This is a genomic window from Paenibacillus cellulosilyticus, from assembly GCF_003182255.1.
In the GTDB taxonomy this organism is placed as follows: Bacteria; Bacillota; Bacilli; order Paenibacillales; family Paenibacillaceae; genus Paenibacillus_T; species Paenibacillus_T cellulosilyticus.
The window spans coordinates 517,703-539,135 of record NZ_QGTQ01000002.1; the positions used below are offsets into that span (position 1 = coordinate 517,703).

Annotated in this window: 23 protein-coding genes and 1 riboswitch; of the genes, 11 read left to right on the plus strand and 12 right to left on the minus strand. The window is 51.9% G+C overall.

Features of this window, described 5'->3' with window-relative positions:
* The first annotated feature begins 2 nt into the window (after window positions 1-2).
* Window positions 3-185: a DUF5325 family protein gene (locus DFQ01_RS04830; protein WP_110042734.1), complete on the plus strand. Its 183-nt coding sequence runs from the start codon at window positions 3-5 to the stop codon at window positions 183-185.
* Between the two features lie 291 nt (window positions 186-476).
* Here the strand turns inward: DFQ01_RS04830 and trpS are convergent, their stop codons facing one another.
* Window positions 477-1,466 carry a tryptophan--tRNA ligase gene (trpS, locus tag DFQ01_RS04835; RefSeq protein ID WP_110042735.1) on the minus strand — a complete coding sequence of 330 codons (990 nt, stop codon included), beginning with the start codon at window positions 1,464-1,466 and terminating at the stop codon, window positions 477-479.
* 193 nt (window positions 1,467-1,659) lie between these two features.
* A complete protein-coding gene (locus tag DFQ01_RS04840; RefSeq protein WP_110042736.1) occupies window positions 1,660-1,857 on the minus strand; it encodes a hypothetical protein in 198 nt (65 codons plus the stop codon).
* 244 nt (window positions 1,858-2,101) lie between these two features.
* Here DFQ01_RS04840 and DFQ01_RS04845 point away from each other — a divergent pair, with 244 nt between their 5' ends.
* The 3 genes from DFQ01_RS04845 to DFQ01_RS04855 all read left to right on the plus strand — a co-directional run bounded on the left by DFQ01_RS04845 (window position 2,102) and on the right by DFQ01_RS04855 (window position 3,998).
* Complete coding sequence (locus tag DFQ01_RS04845) at window positions 2,102-3,121, plus strand: permease (protein WP_174812550.1); 1,020 nt, start codon at window positions 2,102-2,104, stop codon at window positions 3,119-3,121.
* 27 nt (window positions 3,122-3,148) lie between these two features.
* On the plus strand, window positions 3,149-3,604 hold the full coding sequence (locus tag DFQ01_RS04850; protein ID WP_110042737.1) for a DUF1980 domain-containing protein: 456 nt from the start codon (window positions 3,149-3,151) through the stop codon (window positions 3,602-3,604).
* A gap of 172 nt (window positions 3,605-3,776) precedes the next feature.
* The gene (locus DFQ01_RS04855) at window positions 3,777-3,998 is read left to right on the plus strand and encodes an alpha/beta-type small acid-soluble spore protein (RefSeq protein ID WP_110042738.1); all 222 of its coding nucleotides are present in this window, start codon (window positions 3,777-3,779) and stop codon (window positions 3,996-3,998) included.
* 74 nt (window positions 3,999-4,072) lie between these two features.
* Here the strand turns inward: DFQ01_RS04855 and DFQ01_RS04860 are convergent, their stop codons facing one another.
* Window positions 4,073-4,495 (minus strand): O-methyltransferase, encoded by a 423-nt coding sequence (locus DFQ01_RS04860; RefSeq protein ID WP_110042739.1) that lies wholly within the window; start codon window positions 4,493-4,495, stop codon window positions 4,073-4,075.
* A gap of 369 nt (window positions 4,496-4,864) precedes the next feature.
* Between DFQ01_RS04860 and DFQ01_RS04865 the strand changes: the two genes are divergently transcribed.
* A complete protein-coding gene (locus tag DFQ01_RS04865) occupies window positions 4,865-6,118 on the plus strand; it encodes a methyl-accepting chemotaxis protein (protein WP_110042740.1) in 1,254 nt (417 codons plus the stop codon).
* Between the two features lie 101 nt (window positions 6,119-6,219).
* Here the strand turns inward: DFQ01_RS04865 and DFQ01_RS04870 are convergent, their stop codons facing one another.
* The 4 genes from DFQ01_RS04870 to DFQ01_RS04885 form a co-directional block, all read right to left on the minus strand.
* Window positions 6,220-6,879: an SGNH/GDSL hydrolase family protein gene (locus tag DFQ01_RS04870; protein WP_110042741.1), complete on the minus strand. Its 660-nt coding sequence runs from the start codon at window positions 6,877-6,879 to the stop codon at window positions 6,220-6,222.
* Window positions 6,880-6,928: 49 nt separating this feature from the next.
* Window positions 6,929-7,822 carry a fumarylacetoacetate hydrolase family protein gene (locus DFQ01_RS04875; RefSeq protein WP_110042742.1) on the minus strand — a complete coding sequence of 298 codons (894 nt, stop codon included), beginning with the start codon at window positions 7,820-7,822 and terminating at the stop codon, window positions 6,929-6,931.
* Between the two features lie 21 nt (window positions 7,823-7,843).
* Window positions 7,844-8,620, minus strand: coding sequence for an SDR family NAD(P)-dependent oxidoreductase (locus tag DFQ01_RS04880; RefSeq protein ID WP_110042743.1), 777 nt, complete (start codon window positions 8,618-8,620; stop codon window positions 7,844-7,846).
* A gap of 168 nt (window positions 8,621-8,788) precedes the next feature.
* The gene (locus tag DFQ01_RS04885) at window positions 8,789-9,541 is read right to left on the minus strand and encodes an IclR family transcriptional regulator (protein ID WP_110042744.1); all 753 of its coding nucleotides are present in this window, start codon (window positions 9,539-9,541) and stop codon (window positions 8,789-8,791) included.
* Window positions 9,542-9,789: 248 nt separating this feature from the next.
* Here DFQ01_RS04885 and DFQ01_RS04890 point away from each other — a divergent pair, with 248 nt between their 5' ends.
* Complete coding sequence (locus DFQ01_RS04890; RefSeq protein ID WP_110042745.1) at window positions 9,790-10,656, plus strand: sugar phosphate isomerase/epimerase family protein; 867 nt, start codon at window positions 9,790-9,792, stop codon at window positions 10,654-10,656.
* A gap of 114 nt (window positions 10,657-10,770) precedes the next feature.
* Complete coding sequence (locus DFQ01_RS04895) at window positions 10,771-11,640, plus strand: polysaccharide deacetylase family protein (protein WP_110042746.1); 870 nt, start codon at window positions 10,771-10,773, stop codon at window positions 11,638-11,640.
* A gap of 405 nt (window positions 11,641-12,045) precedes the next feature.
* On the opposite strand, the gene DFQ01_RS04900 is transcribed toward DFQ01_RS04895, so the two are convergent.
* A complete protein-coding gene (locus DFQ01_RS04900; protein WP_245946527.1) occupies window positions 12,046-12,732 on the minus strand; it encodes a 3D domain-containing protein in 687 nt (228 codons plus the stop codon).
* Window positions 12,733-12,742: 10 nt separating this feature from the next.
* A riboswitch (cyclic di-AMP (ydaO/yuaA leader) is annotated at window positions 12,743-12,922 on the minus strand.
* A gap of 291 nt (window positions 12,923-13,213) precedes the next feature.
* Here DFQ01_RS04900 and DFQ01_RS04905 point away from each other — a divergent pair.
* The 4 genes from DFQ01_RS04905 to DFQ01_RS04920 all read left to right on the plus strand — a co-directional run bounded on the left by DFQ01_RS04905 (window position 13,214) and on the right by DFQ01_RS04920 (window position 18,783).
* The gene (locus DFQ01_RS04905) at window positions 13,214-14,245 is read left to right on the plus strand and encodes a mannose-1-phosphate guanylyltransferase (protein ID WP_174812549.1); all 1,032 of its coding nucleotides are present in this window, start codon (window positions 13,214-13,216) and stop codon (window positions 14,243-14,245) included.
* A gap of 7 nt (window positions 14,246-14,252) precedes the next feature.
* Entirely contained in the window at window positions 14,253-15,209 is a 957-nt protein-coding gene (locus DFQ01_RS04910; RefSeq protein WP_110042748.1) for a GDP-mannose 4,6-dehydratase, read from the plus strand.
* 68 nt (window positions 15,210-15,277) lie between these two features.
* Window positions 15,278-17,440, plus strand: a complete 2,163-nt coding sequence (locus DFQ01_RS04915; protein ID WP_110042749.1) for a glycosyltransferase — start codon at window positions 15,278-15,280, stop codon at window positions 17,438-17,440.
* Window positions 17,437-18,783: a glycosyltransferase family 4 protein gene (locus tag DFQ01_RS04920; protein WP_110042750.1), complete on the plus strand. Its 1,347-nt coding sequence runs from the start codon at window positions 17,437-17,439 to the stop codon at window positions 18,781-18,783. The genes DFQ01_RS04915 and DFQ01_RS04920 overlap by 4 nt, the downstream gene beginning before the upstream one ends.
* Before the next feature lie 88 nt (window positions 18,784-18,871).
* Here the strand turns inward: DFQ01_RS04920 and DFQ01_RS04925 are convergent, their stop codons facing one another.
* The 4 genes from DFQ01_RS04925 to DFQ01_RS04940 all read right to left on the minus strand — a co-directional run bounded on the left by DFQ01_RS04925 (window position 18,872) and on the right by DFQ01_RS04940 (window position 21,358).
* A complete protein-coding gene (locus tag DFQ01_RS04925) occupies window positions 18,872-19,084 on the minus strand; it encodes a hypothetical protein (RefSeq protein WP_110042751.1) in 213 nt (70 codons plus the stop codon).
* Between the two features lie 185 nt (window positions 19,085-19,269).
* The gene (locus tag DFQ01_RS04930) at window positions 19,270-20,016 is read right to left on the minus strand and encodes a CAP domain-containing protein (RefSeq protein WP_110042752.1); all 747 of its coding nucleotides are present in this window, start codon (window positions 20,014-20,016) and stop codon (window positions 19,270-19,272) included.
* A gap of 167 nt (window positions 20,017-20,183) precedes the next feature.
* The gene (locus DFQ01_RS04935; protein WP_110042753.1) at window positions 20,184-20,957 is read right to left on the minus strand and encodes an FkbM family methyltransferase; all 774 of its coding nucleotides are present in this window, start codon (window positions 20,955-20,957) and stop codon (window positions 20,184-20,186) included.
* Between the two features lie 20 nt (window positions 20,958-20,977).
* The gene (locus DFQ01_RS04940) at window positions 20,978-21,358 is read right to left on the minus strand and encodes a hypothetical protein (RefSeq protein WP_110042754.1); all 381 of its coding nucleotides are present in this window, start codon (window positions 21,356-21,358) and stop codon (window positions 20,978-20,980) included.
* Window positions 21,359-21,433: the final 75 nt, after the last annotated feature.

Here is a 21,433-nt window from a genome sequence, read left to right on the forward strand (position 1 = left end):
CAATGTCTAAAATGCTGTCGCTGTGGTTCGCCTTATCGTCCACCATCCTCATGGGTGCTACCGCCGTCATGATCAGCCACAACGGTTGGATCGCCGTTCTTCTAGCCCTCGTGACGGTATGTAACGTAGGCTTCGGATTCGTAGTAAAAGCAAGAGCGCGTCGACGCAGTGAAGGACAAGCATAAGGGAGCTAGGGGCGTCGCCCCTTGTGACCCCATTGTTTTCTCATTTTCTACCCACCTAAGGATTTCCCTGCTAGGGAGGACCCCAGGGGACTCCCGTCCCCTGGACCCCGGAAGAGGTCGTGGGATAGGCTGAGGCGGGGATGAGATACTGCCTGCTGGGAGTCGCGTGCCCTTTGGGCAAGCTTTTGGTTTGAGCGTGGTAAAGCAAAGTCCATATATAAAGAAATGACCGCATCGGATTTCCGGTGCGGTCATTTCTTTGTTTTCTATAGAGAAGAGCTGCAGAGCAGATTAGCGTTTTGGTGCGAGGAAGCCCATGAGTTCTTTTGCGTCTGCGAGCGTTTTGTCGGCTACGACGGAAGCTTTCTCTGCGCCTTGCTTGAGAATGTCATGAATCGCGCCGGAGCTGCGGATTTCGTTGTATCTCGTTTGCAGCGGCTCGAGGACGGATACTACAGCTTCTGCAAGATCCTTCTTGAAGGCGCCATAGCCTTGGCCGTCGTATTTCGCTTCGATCTGCTCGATCGTCATACCTGCACAGTGCGAGTAGATGCTGAGCAGGTTGCTCACTTCTGGCTTATTCGCAGGGTCGAACTTCACTTCGCGGCCGGAGTCTGTCGTCGCGCGGCTGATCTTCTTGCGGACAACGTCCGGCGGATCAAGCAGTGCGATGAAGCTGCCCGGATTCGGGTTACTCTTGCTCATCTTCTTGCTTGCATCGTCGAGCGACATGATGCGCGCGCCAACTTTCGGAATATATGGCTCTGGCACTTTGAAGTAGTCGCCGTATTTCGTATTGAACCGGTGTGCGAGGTCGCGGGACAGCTCAAGATGCTGCTTCTGGTCGTCACCGACTGGTACGAGGTCTGCGTTATAGATGAGAATGTCTGCCGCCATCAACGTCGGATAAACGAACAGACCGGCGCCAACCGAATCTTTGCCTGCGGATTTGTCTTTGAACTGCGTCATACGCTCCAGCTCGCCCATGTAAGCGAGCGTTGTGAACATCCATCCCAGCTCAGCATGCGCACGTACATGGGATTGTACGAATACGTTGGACTTCGCTGGGTCAATGCCCGCTGCGATGAACAATGCGGCTACAGCTTCCGTCTGCTCACGCAGCGCCGCTGGTTCTTGAGGAACAGTGATTGCATGCAGGTCAACGACCATGAAGTAGCACTCTTCTGTCTCCTGCAGCTTCACGAAATTTTGCATAGCACCAATGTAGTTACCCAGCGTTAGTTGACCGCTTGGTTGAATACCGGAAAGAACCCGTTTCATTGATATACACTCCTTCAATTATTGTCTATTGTTGAGAATGCTCATGCAGCTTGGCCTAGCTGCTCAGCTCTCTCTTGCATCGAAATACGCAAAAAAGGCCCCCGTCGCAAGGGACGAGGAGCCGTGGTACCACCCTAATTCGCATGTCGGATCAAAGCAACCCGTCCTAGGTAGGGTCGTTGAGGATCATGCCTTACGTTCCGTAACGAGGAACAATCGGATCAATATAGGCAAGCAGCTTGCCTGTGATCGGCGCCATATGCGTCATCGATCGAGCAGCCCTGCGTTCCATTGTCCACTCCCGGATCCATTCGGTCACGCGCGCTGCACCGGTTTGCACCAACCACCGGCTCTCTGTCAGCAGCCTCGCACGCTTACTTGTTCCGTTCATCGTGTTTACAACGATTATACTCTCCAAGTATCAATTGTCAAGGTGAGACGGCTGTCGCCGTCAACAGAGGAGCAGCGTGTTTCAACCCGTAGAACGTCTTATATTTCAATAACCGTCATGATGTCCTAACGACTAGGACATGCGCATATATTGAAAATAATGTTCGAGCGCTAGTCCATCGTATTCAGGCTTTCATAGCTGCGTTTCCATCATTAATTAGGCATACTGTTAGGAGGTTCTCGCCATGCCTTTGCGTCTGCTGCTTCGCTGGTCGCCGCCTGCATTGACGGCAGGCTGTGCAGCAATGCTGCTTCTTATCGCGACCAATCGCCCCATCTATCTGCCAACGATTGGGACTGCTGAGCTGAATGCTTTCACGACGATTTTTCTCAGCGTTGTGCTAGAGGCGCTTCCGTTCATGCTGTTAGGCGTCATCGTATCCGCGTTGCTGCAAGTATTCGTCTCTGAACAAGCGATTCGGAGGCTTGCCCCGCGCCATGCGATACTTGGTTCAATATTCGGCGCATTGCTTGGGCTGCTATTCCCATTGTGCGAATGCGGAATGATTCCCGTCGTGAGGCGGCTTATTCGCAAAGGAATGCCAGCCTACATCGGAATCGTCTACATCCTTGCCGGCCCGATCGTCAATCCAATCGTGTTTGCTTCCACGTATACAGCCTTCCATGCGCAGCCAAGCATCCTGTATGGGCGCATGGCACTTGGGTTTCTCGTCGCCTTCCTCATTGGCCTTATACTCAGCCGATCTATGAAAGCCAATCCTCTCCGAGTTGAGCATGCCGCACCTATACATACTCATTCGCATGAAGCGAGTGATCACATTGGGCGGGCGCCACTCGGTACAAGACTCGCTTCTACGTTAGGTCATGCGTCCGAGGAATTTTTCGATATGGGCAAATATTTGATCGTCGGCGCAATGCTTACCGCCATAATTCAAACCGGCGTAGACCGTTCATCGCTCCATGCTATCGCCTCCCATGAGGCGCTATCTCAGCTGTTCATGATGGCATTCGCTTATTTCCTATCGCTCTGCTCGACGTCGGACGCCTTTGTAGCTGCATCTTTCAGCCATTTGTTCGCTGCTGGGCCCTTGCTTGCATTCCTTGTGTTCGGACCAATGATCGATCTGAAAAATACGCTCATGTTGTTCTCCACCTTCCGCGCTCGCATCGTCATCGCGGTGGTCGCTCTAACAGCCGTACTCGTATTCGCGCTGTCATGGCTGACAGGCCAGCTCATTACATAGCCCCCGCTCAGAAAGGAATGACGAGTTATGAAATTAGGAAGCTATGCCGCTCCGCTCATTCACTGCATGCTGCGGGCAATTGTTCTGCTCGGCTTCGCGCTGCTGATTGTCCAACTCAAACGAACGGGAGAGTTGGGGCTGTTCGTAACACCGCGCATCGAGCAAGCTGTTAAGCTATCCGCGTTAGGGCTGATTGCTGCGGGCGTGCATCAAACCTTCATGTTTTTACGTATGTTGACGAATCGTTCTCAGCCGATCGATAATCACTGCGAGTGCGGACATGATCACCATCATGACCATCATGACCAGCACCACCACGACCATGATCATGACCATACACCTTCACCAGCTCGCAGTGTGCTGCTGTACGGCCTGTTCCTGCTGCTCCTTGCAATTGGTTTCCTAATGCCACATAAACCGCTCGATTCCGATCTGAACGGCAAGCTGGGCACAACGGTTCATTCCCATGTTAAGGGTGAATAGTGGGAACCATGCATGCATCCATTATTTTATAAAAATAATTTGGCTAACTCGAATATTTCATGCCAATCCATCCATAATAAAGATCATCTACTCGATATTCATTCGGCTAGATGGTTTGTCCCACACGGAGCAAACGCTTACGATCCGGCTATCACCAAAGGAGATGAGCAGCATGGCAGGACAATCCCGGAATACGCTTGTTGTACCGCAAGCAAGAATGGCGCTAGAGCAGATGAAATTTGAAATCGCACAAGAGCTTGGCATTCAGCTTCCGCAAGACGGATACTATGGCAATATGACGACTCGTGATGTCGGCACGCTCGGCGGTAACATTACGAGACGGCTCATTCAGCTCGCCGAACAGCAGCTGTCTGGACAATCCGCGAGATTCTAATACAGACAAGAACCAACAAGGGCACCCCATCTGCTATCGATGGGGTGCCCTTACTTGATTAAACATACGATGAACTAGCCTTCATCGTACTCACGGCTGCGTGGCTTCTTCGGAACGTATTGAAACAATGCACCTGTATGATTGGACATATTGTAGTTCGATTCATACATAATGCTTGCCGACCAAGCACCGGTTCCAGGACGTACAGCGAAGTCATACGAGATGTCTCCATGTGTCCAATCACGCTTCAGCTTCAATGCTTCGATTGCCATCTTACGAAAGGCTTCGACTTGCTGTGCATTCAATCCGGCCTCCACAGGCTTGAGCTCGCCATTGCGGCTCTCGATCGGATGATGTTTCATCCCGAACTTGCCAACGGCATTGTTGCGCAGCTGAATATGTACGGTTCCAGCCGCAGCGTTCTTTAATTCACCCTCCAATTGTCTAAATACGTAATCAACTTGTCTTGCTAATGGAATATGGTCGAAATTATTCAAATTAACTCCCTCCAATTATTCATAGGTATGATTGAGCATGCTTAATAAAAAATTCATACTTAAGTCCAATAACCTTCCGCATTAATAACCCGAATCATCACTCCTTTAACGGTATGATAGATAACGCTTTCATTTTGCTGTACCAGGTGCAGCTATCCATCATAAGAACTACCTTTGTAGTCAATTAGCACCATCATATGACAAATTGTTATAAATTTCAATCAATTTGCACAGACTTTGTCGGAAAAAGGAGTATAATTTAGTTTGTTGTTGGAATTTCCCGTGACAAAATCGTGAATTAATAATATAGACCCAAATTGGGACCAGTGATATACTATGTCTAAATTTACTATAAAGGAGCGTTTACATATGCAATGGTTCTCCGCTTTATCAACTAGAAGAAAATTATTTTTTGGTTTTTATGCAATTGTTTTATTATTTTCCATTGCATCAATACTTGTAACAGCGTTCAGTGGAGGATCGATTCTAGCCGCGATAATTGTCGCAATTGTGCTGGCAATCGCTATTCTTCCTATTGTTAACTTCGTCGAGAAAGCGCTTACAGAGGCGTTTTATGAGCTGCGTTCGACAGCTTCCGGCTTGGCGAAAGGTGATTTCTCGCAAAAAGTTGAGGTGTCCGCATCAATGGGCGAACTAGGGCACTCCTTCAACAGCATGATCGATAAGCTTCGCGACATTATTACCGATACGTCCAAAATTTCACGCCAAGTTAGCGAAGCAAGCCGCAGCATTTTCGATAAGAACCAAGCAATGAAAGTTGCAATGGAACAAGTTGCAGCGTCTTCCACCGAACTGGCAACTGGCGCGAATGAAATTTCATCTGAAGTTTCATTCATGACGGATTCGATCAAAGACATTGAGGATAAGGTCGGCTCCTACGCAAGATCCGTGAAAGGGATGAACGATCGCTCCGAGCTGACGCTGCAGCTCGTTCAGCAAGGCGTACACGCAGTAGGCAACCAGAAGACGAGCATGCAGAGCAACGCCGACGCGACGGCTAAAGTATCCGAAACCGTCCGTGAGCTGGCACGTGACGCGGCTGGCATTACGAAGATTACGCGCACCATCTCCGAAATCGCAGAACAAACGAATCTGCTGTCGCTGAACGCTTCGATTGAAGCAGCACGTGCTGGTGAGCACGGCAAAGGCTTCGCAGTCGTTGCGCAAGAGGTACGCAAGCTGGCTGAAGAATCGTCTACTTCGACGAAGGAAGTATTCACACTCGTGCGCGGCATCGAACGCGGCGTTAAGCAAGCGATCGAGAACATCGTCATCAACGAACAAGCTGTACAAGTGCAAGCCGAGACAATTGAATCGGCAGAACGCATTTTCGGTGAAATGATGACGAGCATCGAGTTCATCGCAGAACAAATCGCCCGCTTCTCGGAAGAAAGCGACGTCATGTTAGAGAGCGCACAGCGCATCTCCTCGGCGATCCAGAACATCTCGGCGATTACGCAGCAATCGGCTGCTGGTACGGAGCAGATGTCTGCGTCAATGAACGAGCAGATCGGATCCGTCCAAGCCGTGGTCGAAGAAGCAGATCGCATGATGCTCAGCGTTAACCAGCTGCAAAGAACGATTCAAGTGTTCAAGCTGTAAGATAGCAGCGTCCGACACCATTCATACATACACAAATAAACCCGGCCCGAACAACGATATCCCTATCGTCGTCCAGGCCGGATTTTTATTTTCACTTAAGTTTACGCCTGCTTCGCGTAATCGAATCCGACTGCGTCCAGCAGTGCGCGAGCAAGAATCATATGACCTGCCTTGTTCGGATGAACACGGTCCCATGTCAGCTGTGCCGAATAAATATGCTCCAGCACGCGGTCGAATGCCGCTTGCGTGTCGACGAACAGCGCATCATTACGCTCTGCTACGGCACGTACAACCGCCCCGTAACGATCCATCTCCATCCGCATCCGATCTTCACGGCAAGCTTCGACGAAGAATGGCGTCATCAGTACGATCCCTTTGACAAGCGACTTCGTCTGTACAACGAGCTCCTCGAGCGTGCGCTCGTATTCATCGATCAATACATGCAGCTCTGACAGCATGGGACGGTCAAATTGGCGCCATACATCATTCGTTCCAATCATAATCGTCAGCCAGTCCGGCTTCTGATCGATAACATCGGTCTGCCAGCGTGCCTTCAGATCGCGGACCGTATGGCCGCTAGTGCCGACATTAACGACCCGAAGCTTGCGCTCAGGGTAGGTCGATTGCAAGAAAGCATCTACCAGCTCAACGTATCCGCGTCCCGCTCCGCCGTTGCCAGCTTCGCCAATTGGACGTCCCCGATCGCAGTCTGTGATCGAATCGCCGATCAGTACAATTTTGTCACCTTGTCCGAATAGCAAGTTCAACACTTCTCCTCTCGCGCGGTGCGCATCCCATGAAATAGTCGAATTAAACTTCCTGCTTCATCGTAACAGTCAGTGCGCCGAGCTTCTCGATCTCAATCGTTACAACGTCGCCGTCCTTCAGATAAACCTGCTTGTCCTCTGGGTAGCCAAGCACAACGCCTTCTGGCGTACCTGTCAGGATGATGTCGCCAGGCTCCAGCGTCATGTACTGCGAGATATAGCTGACAATCTCTTTGACGTTGAAGATCATATCCGACGTGTTGGACGATTGGCGAACTTCACCGTTTACTGTACACGAAATCGCGAGCTTGTTCGGATCGCCAACTTCATCAGCCGTTACGAGGTAAGGACCAAGCGGCGAGAAGCCGTCACAGCTCTTGCCGAGCAGCCATTGCTGCGTACGCATCTGCAGATCGCGAGCCGACAAGTCGTTCACGTTGCAATAGCCGAATACATGGCCCAGTGCCTTTTCTTCTTCAACGTCTTTCGTTTGTTTGCCGATGACGATAACGAGCTCTGCCTCGTAGTCAACCTTCGTGCTCACTTTCGGCAGCAGTACCGTATCACCATGAGCAGCGATCGTGTTGTTGAATTTATTGAACAGAATAGGATATTGCGGAATTGGCGCATTCGTTTCTTCTGCATGGCGGCGATAGTTGAGGCCAACGCAGATGATTTTGCCTGGTTTTGTTACAGCCGAGGCGTACGTAATATCCGACTCTGGAATGATGTATTCGCTGGATTTCAACTCGACCGCTTGTGCCGCAACTGCACTGGCAGCAGCCATAGCAGCCGGACCGCCTTCGATGAGCTCATGGATGTCCGATGGCGCATTGATCTCGAATACATTCGCTGCAGCAGCTACGTCTACAACACCTACCGACGTCAGTACGCCGAGCTTAACTTGTTCGTTTTGTTTGAAATTAAGAAGTTTCATAAATGAATACCAATCCTTTCTTTATGCGTTTTTGCCGAACACGACGCCGCCGTCGATATAGAGCGGCGAGCCCATCATAAACTTCGATTCATCGGATGCAAGGAACAATGCTGCGCGGGCCACATCATCCGGTCTGCCAAGCTCACCTGTCAGCTGTCTCTGCTTGATCGAAGCGAATGCCTCTTCTGGATCCGCATACGAGCTGCGAAGGTAGTTCTCAACAAATGGCGTCATGATTGTGCCCGGGAGCAAAGCGTTTACACGAATATTATAAGGTGCATAGTCAACCTGCATCGACTTCGTCAGTGCAAGAATAGCCCCTTTCGTAGCGGAATAGGATGCGCGGCGAGCGAGCCCCATCTCCGCGATGCAGGACGACATGTTAATGATATTGCCGCTATTGCGCTCCATCATATGAGGCACGATATATTTGCAAGGGAGGTAAACACCGCGAATGTTAACGTTCATTACCCGATCCCATGCATCCGGCTCAATTTCATGAATAGCGCCGACGCCGCTAATGCCTGCGTTATTGAACAATACGTCGATACGACCAAATTGCTCAATCGCCTTAGCCGTCAGCTGCTGCACCGACTCTGGATTCGTTACGTCGGCATAGATGAAAGCAGCTTTGCCGCCTGCTTCAACGATCGATGCAACCGTCTCCTCACCTTTGGCTGCATCAATATCGTTGACGATAACCTCTGCACCTTCCGATGCAAACAATTGCGCCGTACATTGACCAATGCCGGAACCGGCACCCGTAATTAGAATTGCTTTACCTTTCAAACGCGACATTACAAGACCTCCTAAAAGCAATTTGCTTTCTTCTTCGAAATGACTAACAGTAAGCAAATTGCTTACTTCGTAAGCATACGCTTAGCAATTTGCTTTCTTCCTCGAAATCACTACCTGCGAGCAAATTGCTTGCTTCGTAAGCATACGCTTAGCAATTTGCTTTCTTCATTATCCGAGCCCTGAAATACGACTCGCCGTAACGGCTACCGCTTCGCGGATCGCGTCACGTCTGCTTTCCCATTCAAACACACTTATCGAGCAGCTGATTGCTGCAACGGCATGACCGTCCGGACGAAATACAGGTGCAGCAGCACAACAAATACCAACAACACCTTCCTGCATCTCTTCCGCAATGCCAGTCTGGCGGAACAGCGCGAGCTGTTGGAAGAATGTGTCGCGATCCGTGATCGAATAAGGCGTACTCTGCTCTCCGATCGTCTGCTCCGGATACAGCTCGTTCAACGTCTGCTCGTCCAGCTTAGACAACAACGCCTTGCCAAGCGCCGTGACATGTGCAGGCAGCCGAGCACCAGGCGAAGAAGCAAGCCGAAGCGGCGTCTTTGCTTCCTCCATTGCTAGATAGATGACCTCACGACCTTCAAGCCTAGCAAGCTGGAAAGTGGCGCCTACTGATGCGGCAGCCGTTCGCGCCTCCCGGTGGAATGCAGCTACAAAATCAAACTGTCTGAAAAACGCATTGCCAATCGCACCCGCAGTCGATCCGAGCGAGTATGTATCATCCTCGTTCTTCTCGATCCATCGAAGCGACTCCAGCGTGTACAGCAGCGAGAACATCGAGCTCTTGTTCACATCGAGCCTTCTTGCGAGATCGATCAGGCGAAGTCGTGCAGGCTCGGCCGCTACGAGAAGCATGACATCGTTCGCACGCCGAACTGCAGGAACCTGATATTTGTCCGTCAAACGGTACTAGCCTCCATTCTGGGTGGATCATTTGGTTCTGATTTGGTTTTATATACAGAACCATGGTTTTATATATTGGTATTGTATCATGGTTTTTCGGGATGGATCAATATCCATCATTGACTTTCGATTGATTGCTGCAGCATTAAGCGCGCTGAATCCTGTGTTACAATGAAGCTGTAGTCGAAATTCCAATAAATCACTGTTATTCATCATTGAATATTTCATTTCAGAAGGGATGTTACTCGATGATTTGTTCTGTCTTTACCGTTGCAACGCCAGATTTGTCACCACAAGAGCTGCTGACTGCAGCGAAGGAAGCCGGAATTAGCGCGATCGAATGGCGGTGCACACGCATTCCGGACAGCATGAAGAATGATCCGCCTTCCTTCTGGGGTAACAATCGATGCACGTTAGACCCGGATGCCTCGCCGCAATTGCTGGCTGAGCTTCGTGAAGCAACCGCTGCTCATGGACTGCGTTCGCTCGCAGTCGTCCCTTATTTGAAGTGCGGGGACCTGGAAGAAACAGAACGTATCTTGTCGGTAGCGTCTGCACTTGGCGCATCGTATATCCGACTCGGTGTGCCCGGATACAATGGCAGCCGTCCATATGGAGAATTGCTGCAAGAGGGACAAGCCTATATTCGCGAAGCTGAGAAACTGACTCGTCGTTATGGTGTCAAAGGCCTTGTTGAGACGCATCATGCTACAATCGCGCCAAGCGCCTCGCTCGCTCTTCGTCTGATCGAAGGCTGCAACCCGGAAGATATCGGCGTGCTGTATGATCCAGGCAACCTCATACATGAAGGTTTTGAGCAATACCGGATGGGTCTGGAACTGCTTGGTCCCTATCTCGCACATGTCCATGTAAAAAATGCCGGCTGGATACCTGCATCCGATAGCACGAATCCGCTTGATCCTGCATCGTGGCGCTGCGCTTGGCAGCCTGTTGCGAATGGTATCGTTCCATGGAAACGTGTTCTTGAAGACTTGAAGGCGGTCGGTTATGAAGGCGCTTTCGGTATCGAGGACTTCAGCGGTGCCTATAACAGCAGCGAAATGCTGCAATTGTTCGTTCGCCAGATGAACGCATGGTGGGAGGAACTGCAATAGGCAAGGGCAGAGACTTAACCATCGCCCGATTATATGTATAACATTGGCGTTCCACGGAGAAAACAACGAGGATTGTATTTTTTCTCCGCCCTCCGCTTGAAGGGAGAACGTCCAATGAAACAACAGTCTATAACTTGTCTGCTGATCGTCCTTGCACTTATGCTCGCCAATCCGATCGACGCTTCGGCCCAGCCGTCTGCAGCCAATCATGAAGCAGATGACCATGCAGCTATCTCGATCGAAACCAGCGACGCCATGCAATCGACAGAGCAGTACAATTCGTTCGCCCGCACACGTAAGAAGCAGCGGAAGCAGGCTGTCATGAGCTGGGTCACGCTGGAGAAGCGTTACCCAGGCGCGTTTGTCACACATGGACCTCGCAATGTACGACGTGCCGCGCTTACGTTTGACGATGTGCCGGATCCACGCTATACAGGCAAGGTGCTAGACGTGCTTGCGCGCTATAACGTGAAAGCGACTTTCTTCGTGCTTGGTTCACTCGCTGCACGTTATCCTGCGCTCGTACGCCGCATGGAGCGTGAAGGGCATACCGTGGGCAATCACTCTTACAACCATGCCGTATTCTCGCAATTGACCGCCGAACAGTATAACCGCCAAATTGCACGTACAGATGCGATTCTCGCGCCGCTCGTTGGATATAGTCCGCGGTATATCCGACCGCCTTATGGCGAGATTCGCTCGGCGCAGGTGCAGTGGGCGAAGCGCAACGGCTACGTGATTGTGAACTGGGACGTCGATTCCGTCGATTGGCGAAGCCTGCGCAGCCGTGCGGTTATTATCAACGTCCGTAAAACACTTCAGCCTGGCTCGATCATCCTCCAACACGCGGGCGGAGGCGCTACACAGGACCTGTCAGGAACCGTTGAGGCGCTGCCTGTCATCATCCGAATGCTCAAGAACAAAGGGTATGAGCTTGTAACGATCCCGGAGATGTTGGGCTCATCCGACGGTCGACGGCAGTGACTGCTTCCGCGATGTCATGGTGGAGCTGGCTGCAGAGCGGACCCGGCTCTAGCCTGTTCTAACGGACACAGCAGCTGTTATCCGGCTTGAGATGGACTCTAGCTGAACCTAACGGACTCAGACGTCGTTATTGTGCATCAACCGCCTATAGCGAGGCGACAAACAGCTAATTAAGAACGCTGAAGTCCGTTAGGAATGCCGTATTCAAAAAATGAGCAGCGTAGCGTCTCTCATGTCCATTAGGCGCGGCGAGAGCCGATTCATACCCGATGCGATAGCGCGCCTGCGTTACATAAAGGCGCCTTGGCCACTTCTCCGGCCTACACAAACAACAAGAAAGCGGAGGCGCAATATTGCACCTCCGCTTTCTTGTTGCTTTTTAGCGCGAGCCAGATGATCGATGAATCAAGATTCCAGTACGTACACCTTCACGTATTGAAAACCGAAGTTACTCACTTCAGATGCCGTGCCTGGGACGAACATGTCAATGCGATTACCTTTAATCGCGCTTCCTACATCCAGTGCCGTAGCGAGCATTCCCCCGACAGGGAGTCCCGCGAAGTCGTAGCCGACTATGTACAGCTTCGTACCCAATGGAATCTGTGATGGATCGACTGCCACTGTACCTACCTTGAGCGAATTACCGAAGTAATCAAGCCCGCCCCAACCGCCATTTTCGGCCGGATCTGCTGAATAGGCGGTGGCCGTCATCTGAATCGTTCGAGCTACGTCGTACTGCTTACCACTGACAGTCACACTGTCGTTGCTAACTGCACTTGCTGCTGTTGAAACCGACGTTGCAGGCGTAGATGCCAGCTTAAACGTATTGTTAATCGTCGGAATCGAGAGTCGCTGCCCTTCGATAATATTGTTCGGATTTACATTCGGATTAGCTGCAGCAATCTGCTGCACCGTAAGCCCGTAATATTGGGACAGCGTCCAGAACGTCGTCGTCTTCGTCGCCACGTGAACAGAAGCCGCATCGGCAGATGCCGCGGACCAAGCGATCGAAACGCCAAGAAGAGCGGCAGCGGCTGTACGAGCCCACTGCTTCAAACATTTTGAAAACGGTTTCATTGATGATTGCGTCATTAAGTTGTAATCCTCCTGTGTATACGCCTACGAGGTTAGTTGTCGGATTCGGTTAAGGAGTCACCCTACGCATAATCCAACTGGTCAAGGCCAGCTGATCTGCGATTCACCCCGAGGATTCAGCACAGCAGACTGCCTGTACTGATTTCCATGAATCTCCCCCGCACGTTAGTTTCGGCTCGCGTAAAACAATACCACATTAGACTCACCCATGAAACTGGTAAATGACGCCACAACTTGTTCAGCCTTACTCCCGCCTGCATTTCATTGAAACGTCTGTCGCTACTCTGTGATTGATTGAAATGTGTATTGTTCCGAAAAATGAAGCTGCTTGGAAGACAAAAACTCGTAAAGTCTTATCTTTGTACAAATGCCGTTGCAGGCACGATTCCTGCGTGAATACAATGGCATAGCATTTGTATATGGAAGCTGTTTGTCCCGTTACACGGACCTGGCTCGTAATTGGAGGTCGTTGCATTACATGATGAACATCATGATCATGGCCGGCGGCAAAGGTACCCGGTTCTGGCCCCGCAGCGTCAAAACGATACCTAAGCAATTCCTGTCATTCGGCTCGGGACCTACGCTCATCCAGCAGACTGTTGACCGATTCCGGCGCCTTGTGCCTGATGAACGTCTATTCATTGCAGCTCCATCCGCACACATCCCGCTCGTAACCAGCCAATTACCTTCTCTAGCCACTGAACAAATCTTCATCGAGCCGGAGCAAAAAGGGACTGCCGCGTGTATCGCTTATGCTGCCTATTCTATGCTGGCCAAAGGCGACGATCGCCCGATCGTATTCGTGCCGGCAGATCAATATGTTGCTGATGATGACGTCTACCTTGCTGCCATCGAGCGTGCGGCACAAGCTGCGTCGGCAGCAAACTCCATCGTTACGCTCGGTATCCGGCCAGATCGCCCCGATACCGGATTCGGCTACATGGAGATTGAACCCGATGAGGGCGAGATAGAAACAGACGCAGGGGACCTGCTGCATAAAGTCAAACGTTTCATAGAGAAGCCTGACGCTGCTACAGCGGAAGTGCTTATTCAGCAGCATAATGTGTATTGGAACAGCGGCATCGTCGCCTGGCGCCCCTCTTCGATCATGCATCACATTACGCAGAAAGAACCAGAACTATGGCGCCCGTTCAAAGACCATCAAGGTGATGCTGCGCTAGCCTATGCAGCGATACCCGAGCTGTCTATCGACTACGCTATTCTGGAGAAGACCGATGAGATCCGATGCATTCCGATTGATTGCGGCTGGGACGATATCGGATCTTGGGCTGCTTTTCGCCGGCACCATGTTCCAGATGCTGATGGCAATGTGGCGAAGGGAGCCATTCGGCTGTACGAGAGTGAAGGCAACACCGTCTACTCAGAGACAGAGACGCTGCTCATCGGGGTATCCGATCTTATCGTCGTCTCCACCCCACACGGCCTGCTCGTCTGTCACCGGTCCGAGGAGCCTCGCCTGAAACATTGGCTGAACGAATCATCGAGGTGATGCAAGCGTGAAGGCACTTATTACGGGCGTCACCGGCTTTGTCGGCAGCCACCTGGCATCGTATTTGCTCGGCGAAGGCATCGAGGTCGTCGGCACCTGCCGCAGGCAGCGTGACGGAAGCGTTCCACCGACAGTCGAGAACATTCGCCTAGTCGAATGCGAGCTGCGCGATAAAACGGCAGTCGAGGCCGTTATCGCTGCCGAACGTCCGGATTATTTGTTCCACCTGGCTGCACAAAGCTTCGTCCCCGCTTCCTGGGCATCGCCCGGCGACACGATTCATAACAACGTAGCAGGCCAGGTGCATTTGCTTGATGCGATCCGACGGCTTAAGCTGCCGACGAAGGTGCTCATTGCAGGCTCAAGCGAAGAATATGGCGAGGTGCTTGCCGATGAGATCCCTGTGAATGAGCACAATCCTCTCCGACCAATGAATCCATACGCCATTAGCAAGATCGCGCAAGATTTTCTCGGCATGCAATATTATCGTCAATATGGCATTCCTGTCGTCCGAATGCGGACGTTCAATCATATTGGCCCCGGGCAAAGCGAGCATTTCGTCACCTCCAGCTTTGCCAAACAGATCGCTGAGATCGAGAAAGGGCTGCGCCCGCCGGTGCTGTACGTTGGCAATCTAGACGCTCAGCGCGACTTCACTGATGTTCGCGACGTCGTTCGCGCCTACTGGTTAGCGATTCAGCATGGTGCGCCAGGTGACTGCTACAACATCGCCTCAGGCCGGAGCCATTCGATCGGTGAGTTGCTGCAGCTGTTATTATTGCTGTCCCCCATCACGGTCTCCGTTCAGCAAGACGCGGCTCGCATGCGGCCATCGGACGTTCCAATCGTCGTTGGCAATGCAGCCAAATTCACCCGTCTGACCGGCTGGACACCCGAAATCCCAATCGAAACGACGATGCAGGCTGTTCTCCACTATTGGCGTACTCTGCTCAGCCAGAGCTGACACGACACGACAGCCTGTTATGCCACATGCTTAACGGAGTTGATTCTTAAGAGGGCAGGTGAACAAACATGGCATCCCGTACAGCTAGAAGCTCATCCCGCTCCAAGACTCGTTCTTCCAGCGCGCGCAAACGATCCGTCCGATCTCGCTCTCGTTCGAGGGCATCGAAGTCTTCTAAACCTTCTAAGCTGCGGCGCAAGCGCGGCACCATTTACTCCAATCGCCGCCGACGCCGTGCGATGGGCAAACGCCGAAAGCGCACTTATGCCAAAGCAAGTCCTCCTCAGCATGTTCAACCGGCTTGGGAACGTTACGAGCGCGATCCGCAATACGGTACCTACGATCCCGGTCATGTAGATCATGCGCCAGTTATTATGGATAAGAAACCGCTGATCCGCCCCGTTACGATCATCATCCTAACATGGAATGGTCTTGACTATACGCGAAAATGTCTAGCCGCCCTTCAGCCTTCTCTGCAGGAGGGGATGACCGAGGTGCTTGTATTCGATAATGGCAGCACCGACGGTACGGTCAGCTACTTACAATCGATTCCATGGGTGAAGCTCATTCCCCACCCGATCAATATTGGTTTCGTCGCAGGCAATAACGCCGCATTGCCCTATGCACTACCGGACAGCGACATCGTCCTGCTCAACAATGATATTCTAGCCGAGCAGCACGACTGGCTGTCGAAGCTGCAAGAAACAGCCTACCAATCTCGTGACATCGGCATTGTTGGCTGCCGCCTGCACGGACCAGAGGGCCAGCTGCATCATGCGGGCACTTACATCCTGCCGGATGATCTGACAGGCCAGCAGATCGGCGGCGAGGAACATGATCTTCGCCAATACACAGGGATCCGCGATGTGCAGGGCGTTATTTTTGCAGCAGCTTATTTGAAACGGGAGCTCATCCAACGGATCGGCTTCTTGGACACTGACTATTTCTCCTACTTCGAAGATACCGATTACTGCTTGAAGGCAATCATGTCCGGCTACCGTGTCGTCTGCGACGGACGCGTCACGCTGCATCATTACCACAATACGTCTACTCGCGTGAATGGCGTCGACTTCTGGGATATGTACAACAAATCACGCGAAGTGTTCCGGCGCAAATGGGCGGTACCGCTTGAGACACGCTACGAGAGCCGCGTCAATTGGCAGTCACTTGCCTTCCTCTCCTTGTACGGGTATACGGAGACGTCGAGGAACTTGATGCTTGCACTTGATCGCAGTCACGTAAAAGTGTCTTATCGTTATGTGTACGGGCCGGGAACACCAATGCCATTCGGTGAGCCTGAGACAGGGCCGGACAACCGGATCAACTTGTTCAAGAAACGGTCGACAGCAGGTGATCGTGTCCATATCGTATATGCGCAGGGCGATGTTTTTTTCAAAAATGACGGCGACTACAAAATCGGCTACACGATGCTGGAGGTCGACGGCCTCCCTGCGGACTGGGTGCAGCAGTGCAACATGATGAATGAAGTATGGGTACCTTCTCGCTTCAATCTTCAGACGTTCCGTGACAGCGGCGTTCATGTACCGATTCAAGTTATGCCGCTCGGCGTCGACCCTGAATATTTCCACCCTCACATTCGAGGCAAACGGTTCTCCGACAAGTTCACCTTCTTGTCCGTATTCGAGTGGGGCGAGCGCAAATCGCCGGAGACGTTGTTCGAAGCATTTGGCACGGCTTTCCATGGACGGGATGATGTACTGCTTGTCTGTAAAATCATTAATAATGATCCTACCATCGACGTACCGTCCGAAATTCGCAAGCTAAGACTCGGGTCTGCCGCAGACCGTATTCTTGTGCTGCATAATGATAAAATCCCGTCGCACTGGATGGGCAGCCTGTATCGCTCCGCAGACTGCTTCGTATTGCCAACTCGCGGCGAAGGCTGGGGCATGCCGATTCTGGAGGCTATGGCTTGTGGTCTTCCGGTTATTGCGACCAACTGGAGCGCGCAGACAGAGTTCATGACCGAGTCGAACAGCTATCCGCTTCGGGTGAAACGTCTTGTCCCTGCAGAAGCAAGATGTGTTTACTACCACGGCTTCAACTGGGCGGAGCCGGATCTGAATCATCTGATCGAAATGATGCGTTATGTCGCTGACCATCCGCAGGAAGCAGCCGAGAAAGGCCGTGCCGCAGCCGCTGACATGCATAGTCGTTTCACATGGGACCATGCAGCCGCTAGAATGAAAAACCGGTTGCTGATGTTATGAGTAAGCAGGCCGCACGTCAAAGACGTAAGCGGCGGGCGGCCTCTCACGCTCGGAAGGGCTCTCGCGCTCGTTCCCGGCGCGGCATAGCAGTACGTAAGAGCGGGCGGGCACGACGCCGTTATACGAGCAGCAACCGCCGTCTGAGAGCTGGCGGCGGTTCGGCGTCTTCCCGGCATGCGCTTCAGCAGCTGCCTGTAGAGCCTCCCGCTCTGCTGCCTCCTGTGCCGGAAGGAATGCCCGGCGTACAGCTCGTCGGCTTCAACCGTTCGGACTCCGGGCTTGGCGAGGCCTGCCGCCTCCAGGCAGCCTCCCTTATAAGCGCTGCTGTCCCAACCTCGATCATGAGCTGTGATTCGTTATCGATGGGGAATGCGACGGATTTCAGTCTCGCCCATTTAGAGATTCCTACTCCCGTACACAAATGTACGATTCTGCAATTCAATCCCGACTATATGCCTCATGTGCTTGGACGTCTTGGACATCAGCTCGTGGAGCGTAAATATACGATTGGCTACTGGCACTGGGAGATGACTGATATCCCGGACAATTGGGCAGACAGCTGGCCTTACGTACGCGAAATTTGGACACCTTCCCGATTCGTACGAGATGTCATCGCTGCGAGGAGCCCTGTACCCGTCTTAACACTGCCTTACGGCATAAGCGCCCCATCAACGGGCATAGAGCCGCATACACGTGCGATGTTCGGCCTACCGGAGAACAGCTTCTTATTCCTCACGATGTTCGATACGCATAGCTTCATTGAACGCAAAAACCCGATGGGTACGCTTAACGCTTTTCTACAAGCGTTCGGAGCATTGAACCCATCGGTCGGACTCGTCTTAAAGGCCAATCATGCAGGCGCTGGAGGAGCGACATTGGAGCTGTTAAAGCAGAGGCTCGCCGGCTGCCACAATGTGTATTGGATCGAAGCGCCGATGACTCGCCAGCAAACAGCTGGCCTGATCGAATGCTGCGATGCCTATGTTTCACTGCACCGAGCCGAGGGCTTCGGCCTTGCGATTGCAGAAGCGATGGCTAAGGGCAAGCCTGTCATCGCGACGGACTGGTCCGGCAACACCGACTTCTTAAATGCTCATAACGGCTGTCCCGTTCGCTATACGCTTGTGTCTAACCCCGTAACCGTCGGCCCTTATCAAGCTGGCAGCTGGTGGGCTGAGCCCGATCTTCGCCAAGCCTCAAACCTCATGCAGCAGCTCGTAATCGACCGCAGATTGGGCCAGCGGCTCGGCGCTGCCGCCGCGCAGACGATAGCCTCTCGCTACAACCCCGCCGCTCTCGGCGCGGCTATGCGAAATCGGCTAATGGAGATTGGTGTATTGTGAGTGATGTTCCGTACATGCACAAGCCGCCTGCGTTCCATAAACGTAGGCGGCTTAAATAGTTGAATGGTCGTCAGTTGGTATTAGTCAATTAGACGATTTTAACATCTCTAATCCGCCACCATTGGAATGGCAGACGATTAGCGTATTCTAATGGATCTCCCCACTGCCTGCCGCCGTTGTCGGCCGGTTGGTATTGTACTTTTATGTACTCTATCCGATAATCAGCAGTCGGCAGAAGAAGTAACAAACGCTCGAACAAAAGCTTGCCCCAAGGGGCACGCGACTCCCAGCACACAGCCACTCACATTCGCCTCTGTCCCGCCGCCATCCCCTTCCGGGGTCCAGGGGACGGGAGTCCCCTGGGGTCCTCCCTAGCAGGGAGGATTTAGGTGGGTAGAGTTCCTGAGGATTTAGGTGGGTAGAAATTTTTAACAAAAAAAGACGCCGCAGGTACACCCTGCAGCGCCGTTCTTCATTATATAAGCATTAGCCCGTGAACTCTTGTACCCATTCGCCGTTGTAGTAACCGACGCCGATTTTCGTATAGTTCGCGCTCAGAATATTTGCTTTATGACCGGCACTGTTCATCCACGCAGTCATAACTTCTTGCGGCGTCTTCTGGCCGGATGCGATATTCTCACCTGCATACGAGTATTTCACGCCATACGAGGTCATCATATCGAATGGCGAGCCGTACGTTGGCGACGTGTGGCTGAAGTAGTTGTTAACAGACATATCCTTCGCCTTATCGTTCGCAACCGTCGTCAGAAGAGAATCACTCGTCAGGGCAGACAAGCCCGCCTTCGCGCGCTCTTGGTTCACAAGCGTCACAACTTGCTGTGCATATGCACTTGTGCTCGTGTTCGTTCCCGTACTAGTGCCCGTTCCTCCCGTCGACGTACCGGTGCTTGGATTCGTCGTCGTAGTCGTGCCGCTGCCTGTTCCCGTGCTTGGTTGCGTCGTTGTCGTCGTGCCGCTGCCCGTTCCCGTGCTCGGATTCGTTACCGTCACTGTACCTTGACCGATTTGGTTCCAAATCGAGTTCCAATCTATCGTTATCCCGTATTGGGCTGCGAGCTTGTTCAGCTCCGTGCTGTTGTTCGTTACAATGGTTTTGAACTGTGTCGGATTAATTGTAGCAGCGGAAGCTTGGCCTGCTGCTCCGATACCAGCGAACGCCATCCCAGCGATAACGGCGCCAACGACAGTCTTGCGAATATATTGCTTGTACATGCATTCGTCCTCCCGGATATAAAATGTCATTTCGAGGAAAGCATCGCGCTTCCTCTCGATGCCACTCATCTTATCACGGGGAGAGAGGACAATCATGACTCAGATACTGGAAAAGATTAGAGCATTCTCACCGAATGCTCATTGTTTTCAGACTCATTCTCATCGAATTAGCCTTTGAATGTGCAGTAAAGATCAACAACCTCGCGCCCGCCTTGGAACATCGCCATCAGCTGTTCAAAGCTGGTTAATCTTGGCGCCGTATAGTTAAAGTCGAGAATATACAGGTTTGGATACAATTTACTCAGCGCATTGTAGAGCTCGCGCGGCTCCTCGTCGAAAATGGTACGCTGTGCCGTCGGATTAAACTCGACGATCAAGTCAGGTTTATACAGAGCAATCGTTCTCTCCATCCCTTTCAGGGCTGGAACCTCCGCACCTTCCACATCCAGCTTAATCAGATCAAGCTTCGACAGCATCCGCTCTCTCGTCCAATCATCGATACGGACGCATTGGACCGTCTCCTGATGACCACGCGCTGCATGCTCGGTCGTAATATGCGACCAGCCGCCGCCAAAATCAATATAGGAGAACTGCATCTCCGTATTTTTGTCGAACACGCCAAGCTTCAGCGGTTCGATGTTCCCTCTATTATTTTGTTTTACATTATAGGTCAAGAAATTGAAATTCGCCTCTGATGGCTCAAAAGCATATACCTTGCCCTGCGACGCATAAGTGCTCATCCCGAGCGAGATCGCACCAATATTCGCACCAATGTCTAGACAAATTGCATTCGGCCGTACGATGTTGCGAAGTGCATTCATGATATGAGGCTCGTAATAGCCGCCGCCCTTCTCAATTCCTGCCAAAATCATATCCTCGTCATTCGAGCTGAGCGCATATGGATGTGAAAAATTCGGCATCCGAAGCCATGTCGTCTTCATCTCATAATCCCTCCTGATAGTTATGAAGTAGATGCCTCATACCAATAGATCGGCCCATTAATAATGGCACGTCTGCCAACCGACACTGCATTCATGTAGTACGTATAAGTTCCTGCCTGTGGAATTGCTATGTCACAATCCATTGACATCATCGCATTGGTGTGGCACATCTCCGAATCACGGAACAATTCATGGCCTCCACCTGATGACTCCCGGATGACGATCTCCATCTCGCCTAGATCAGCAGTGTGCGGCTTACTCCAGCCAATCTCGAAGGCAAGACGCACGAGACAGTTCGGCTTCTTCGTCGTTACGGTCAACTTCGCAATGGGTACCTCCCAATCAGTGAGCAGAAAAGGTACGATTTGATGCTTTTCTATCCGATAACCCGCCTTCTTCATCTTCTGCCCCTATCTCCTCTCCTCCGTAAATCAACAAACTAATCGTTCTATTATATGAACGATAGAGTTCGCCCG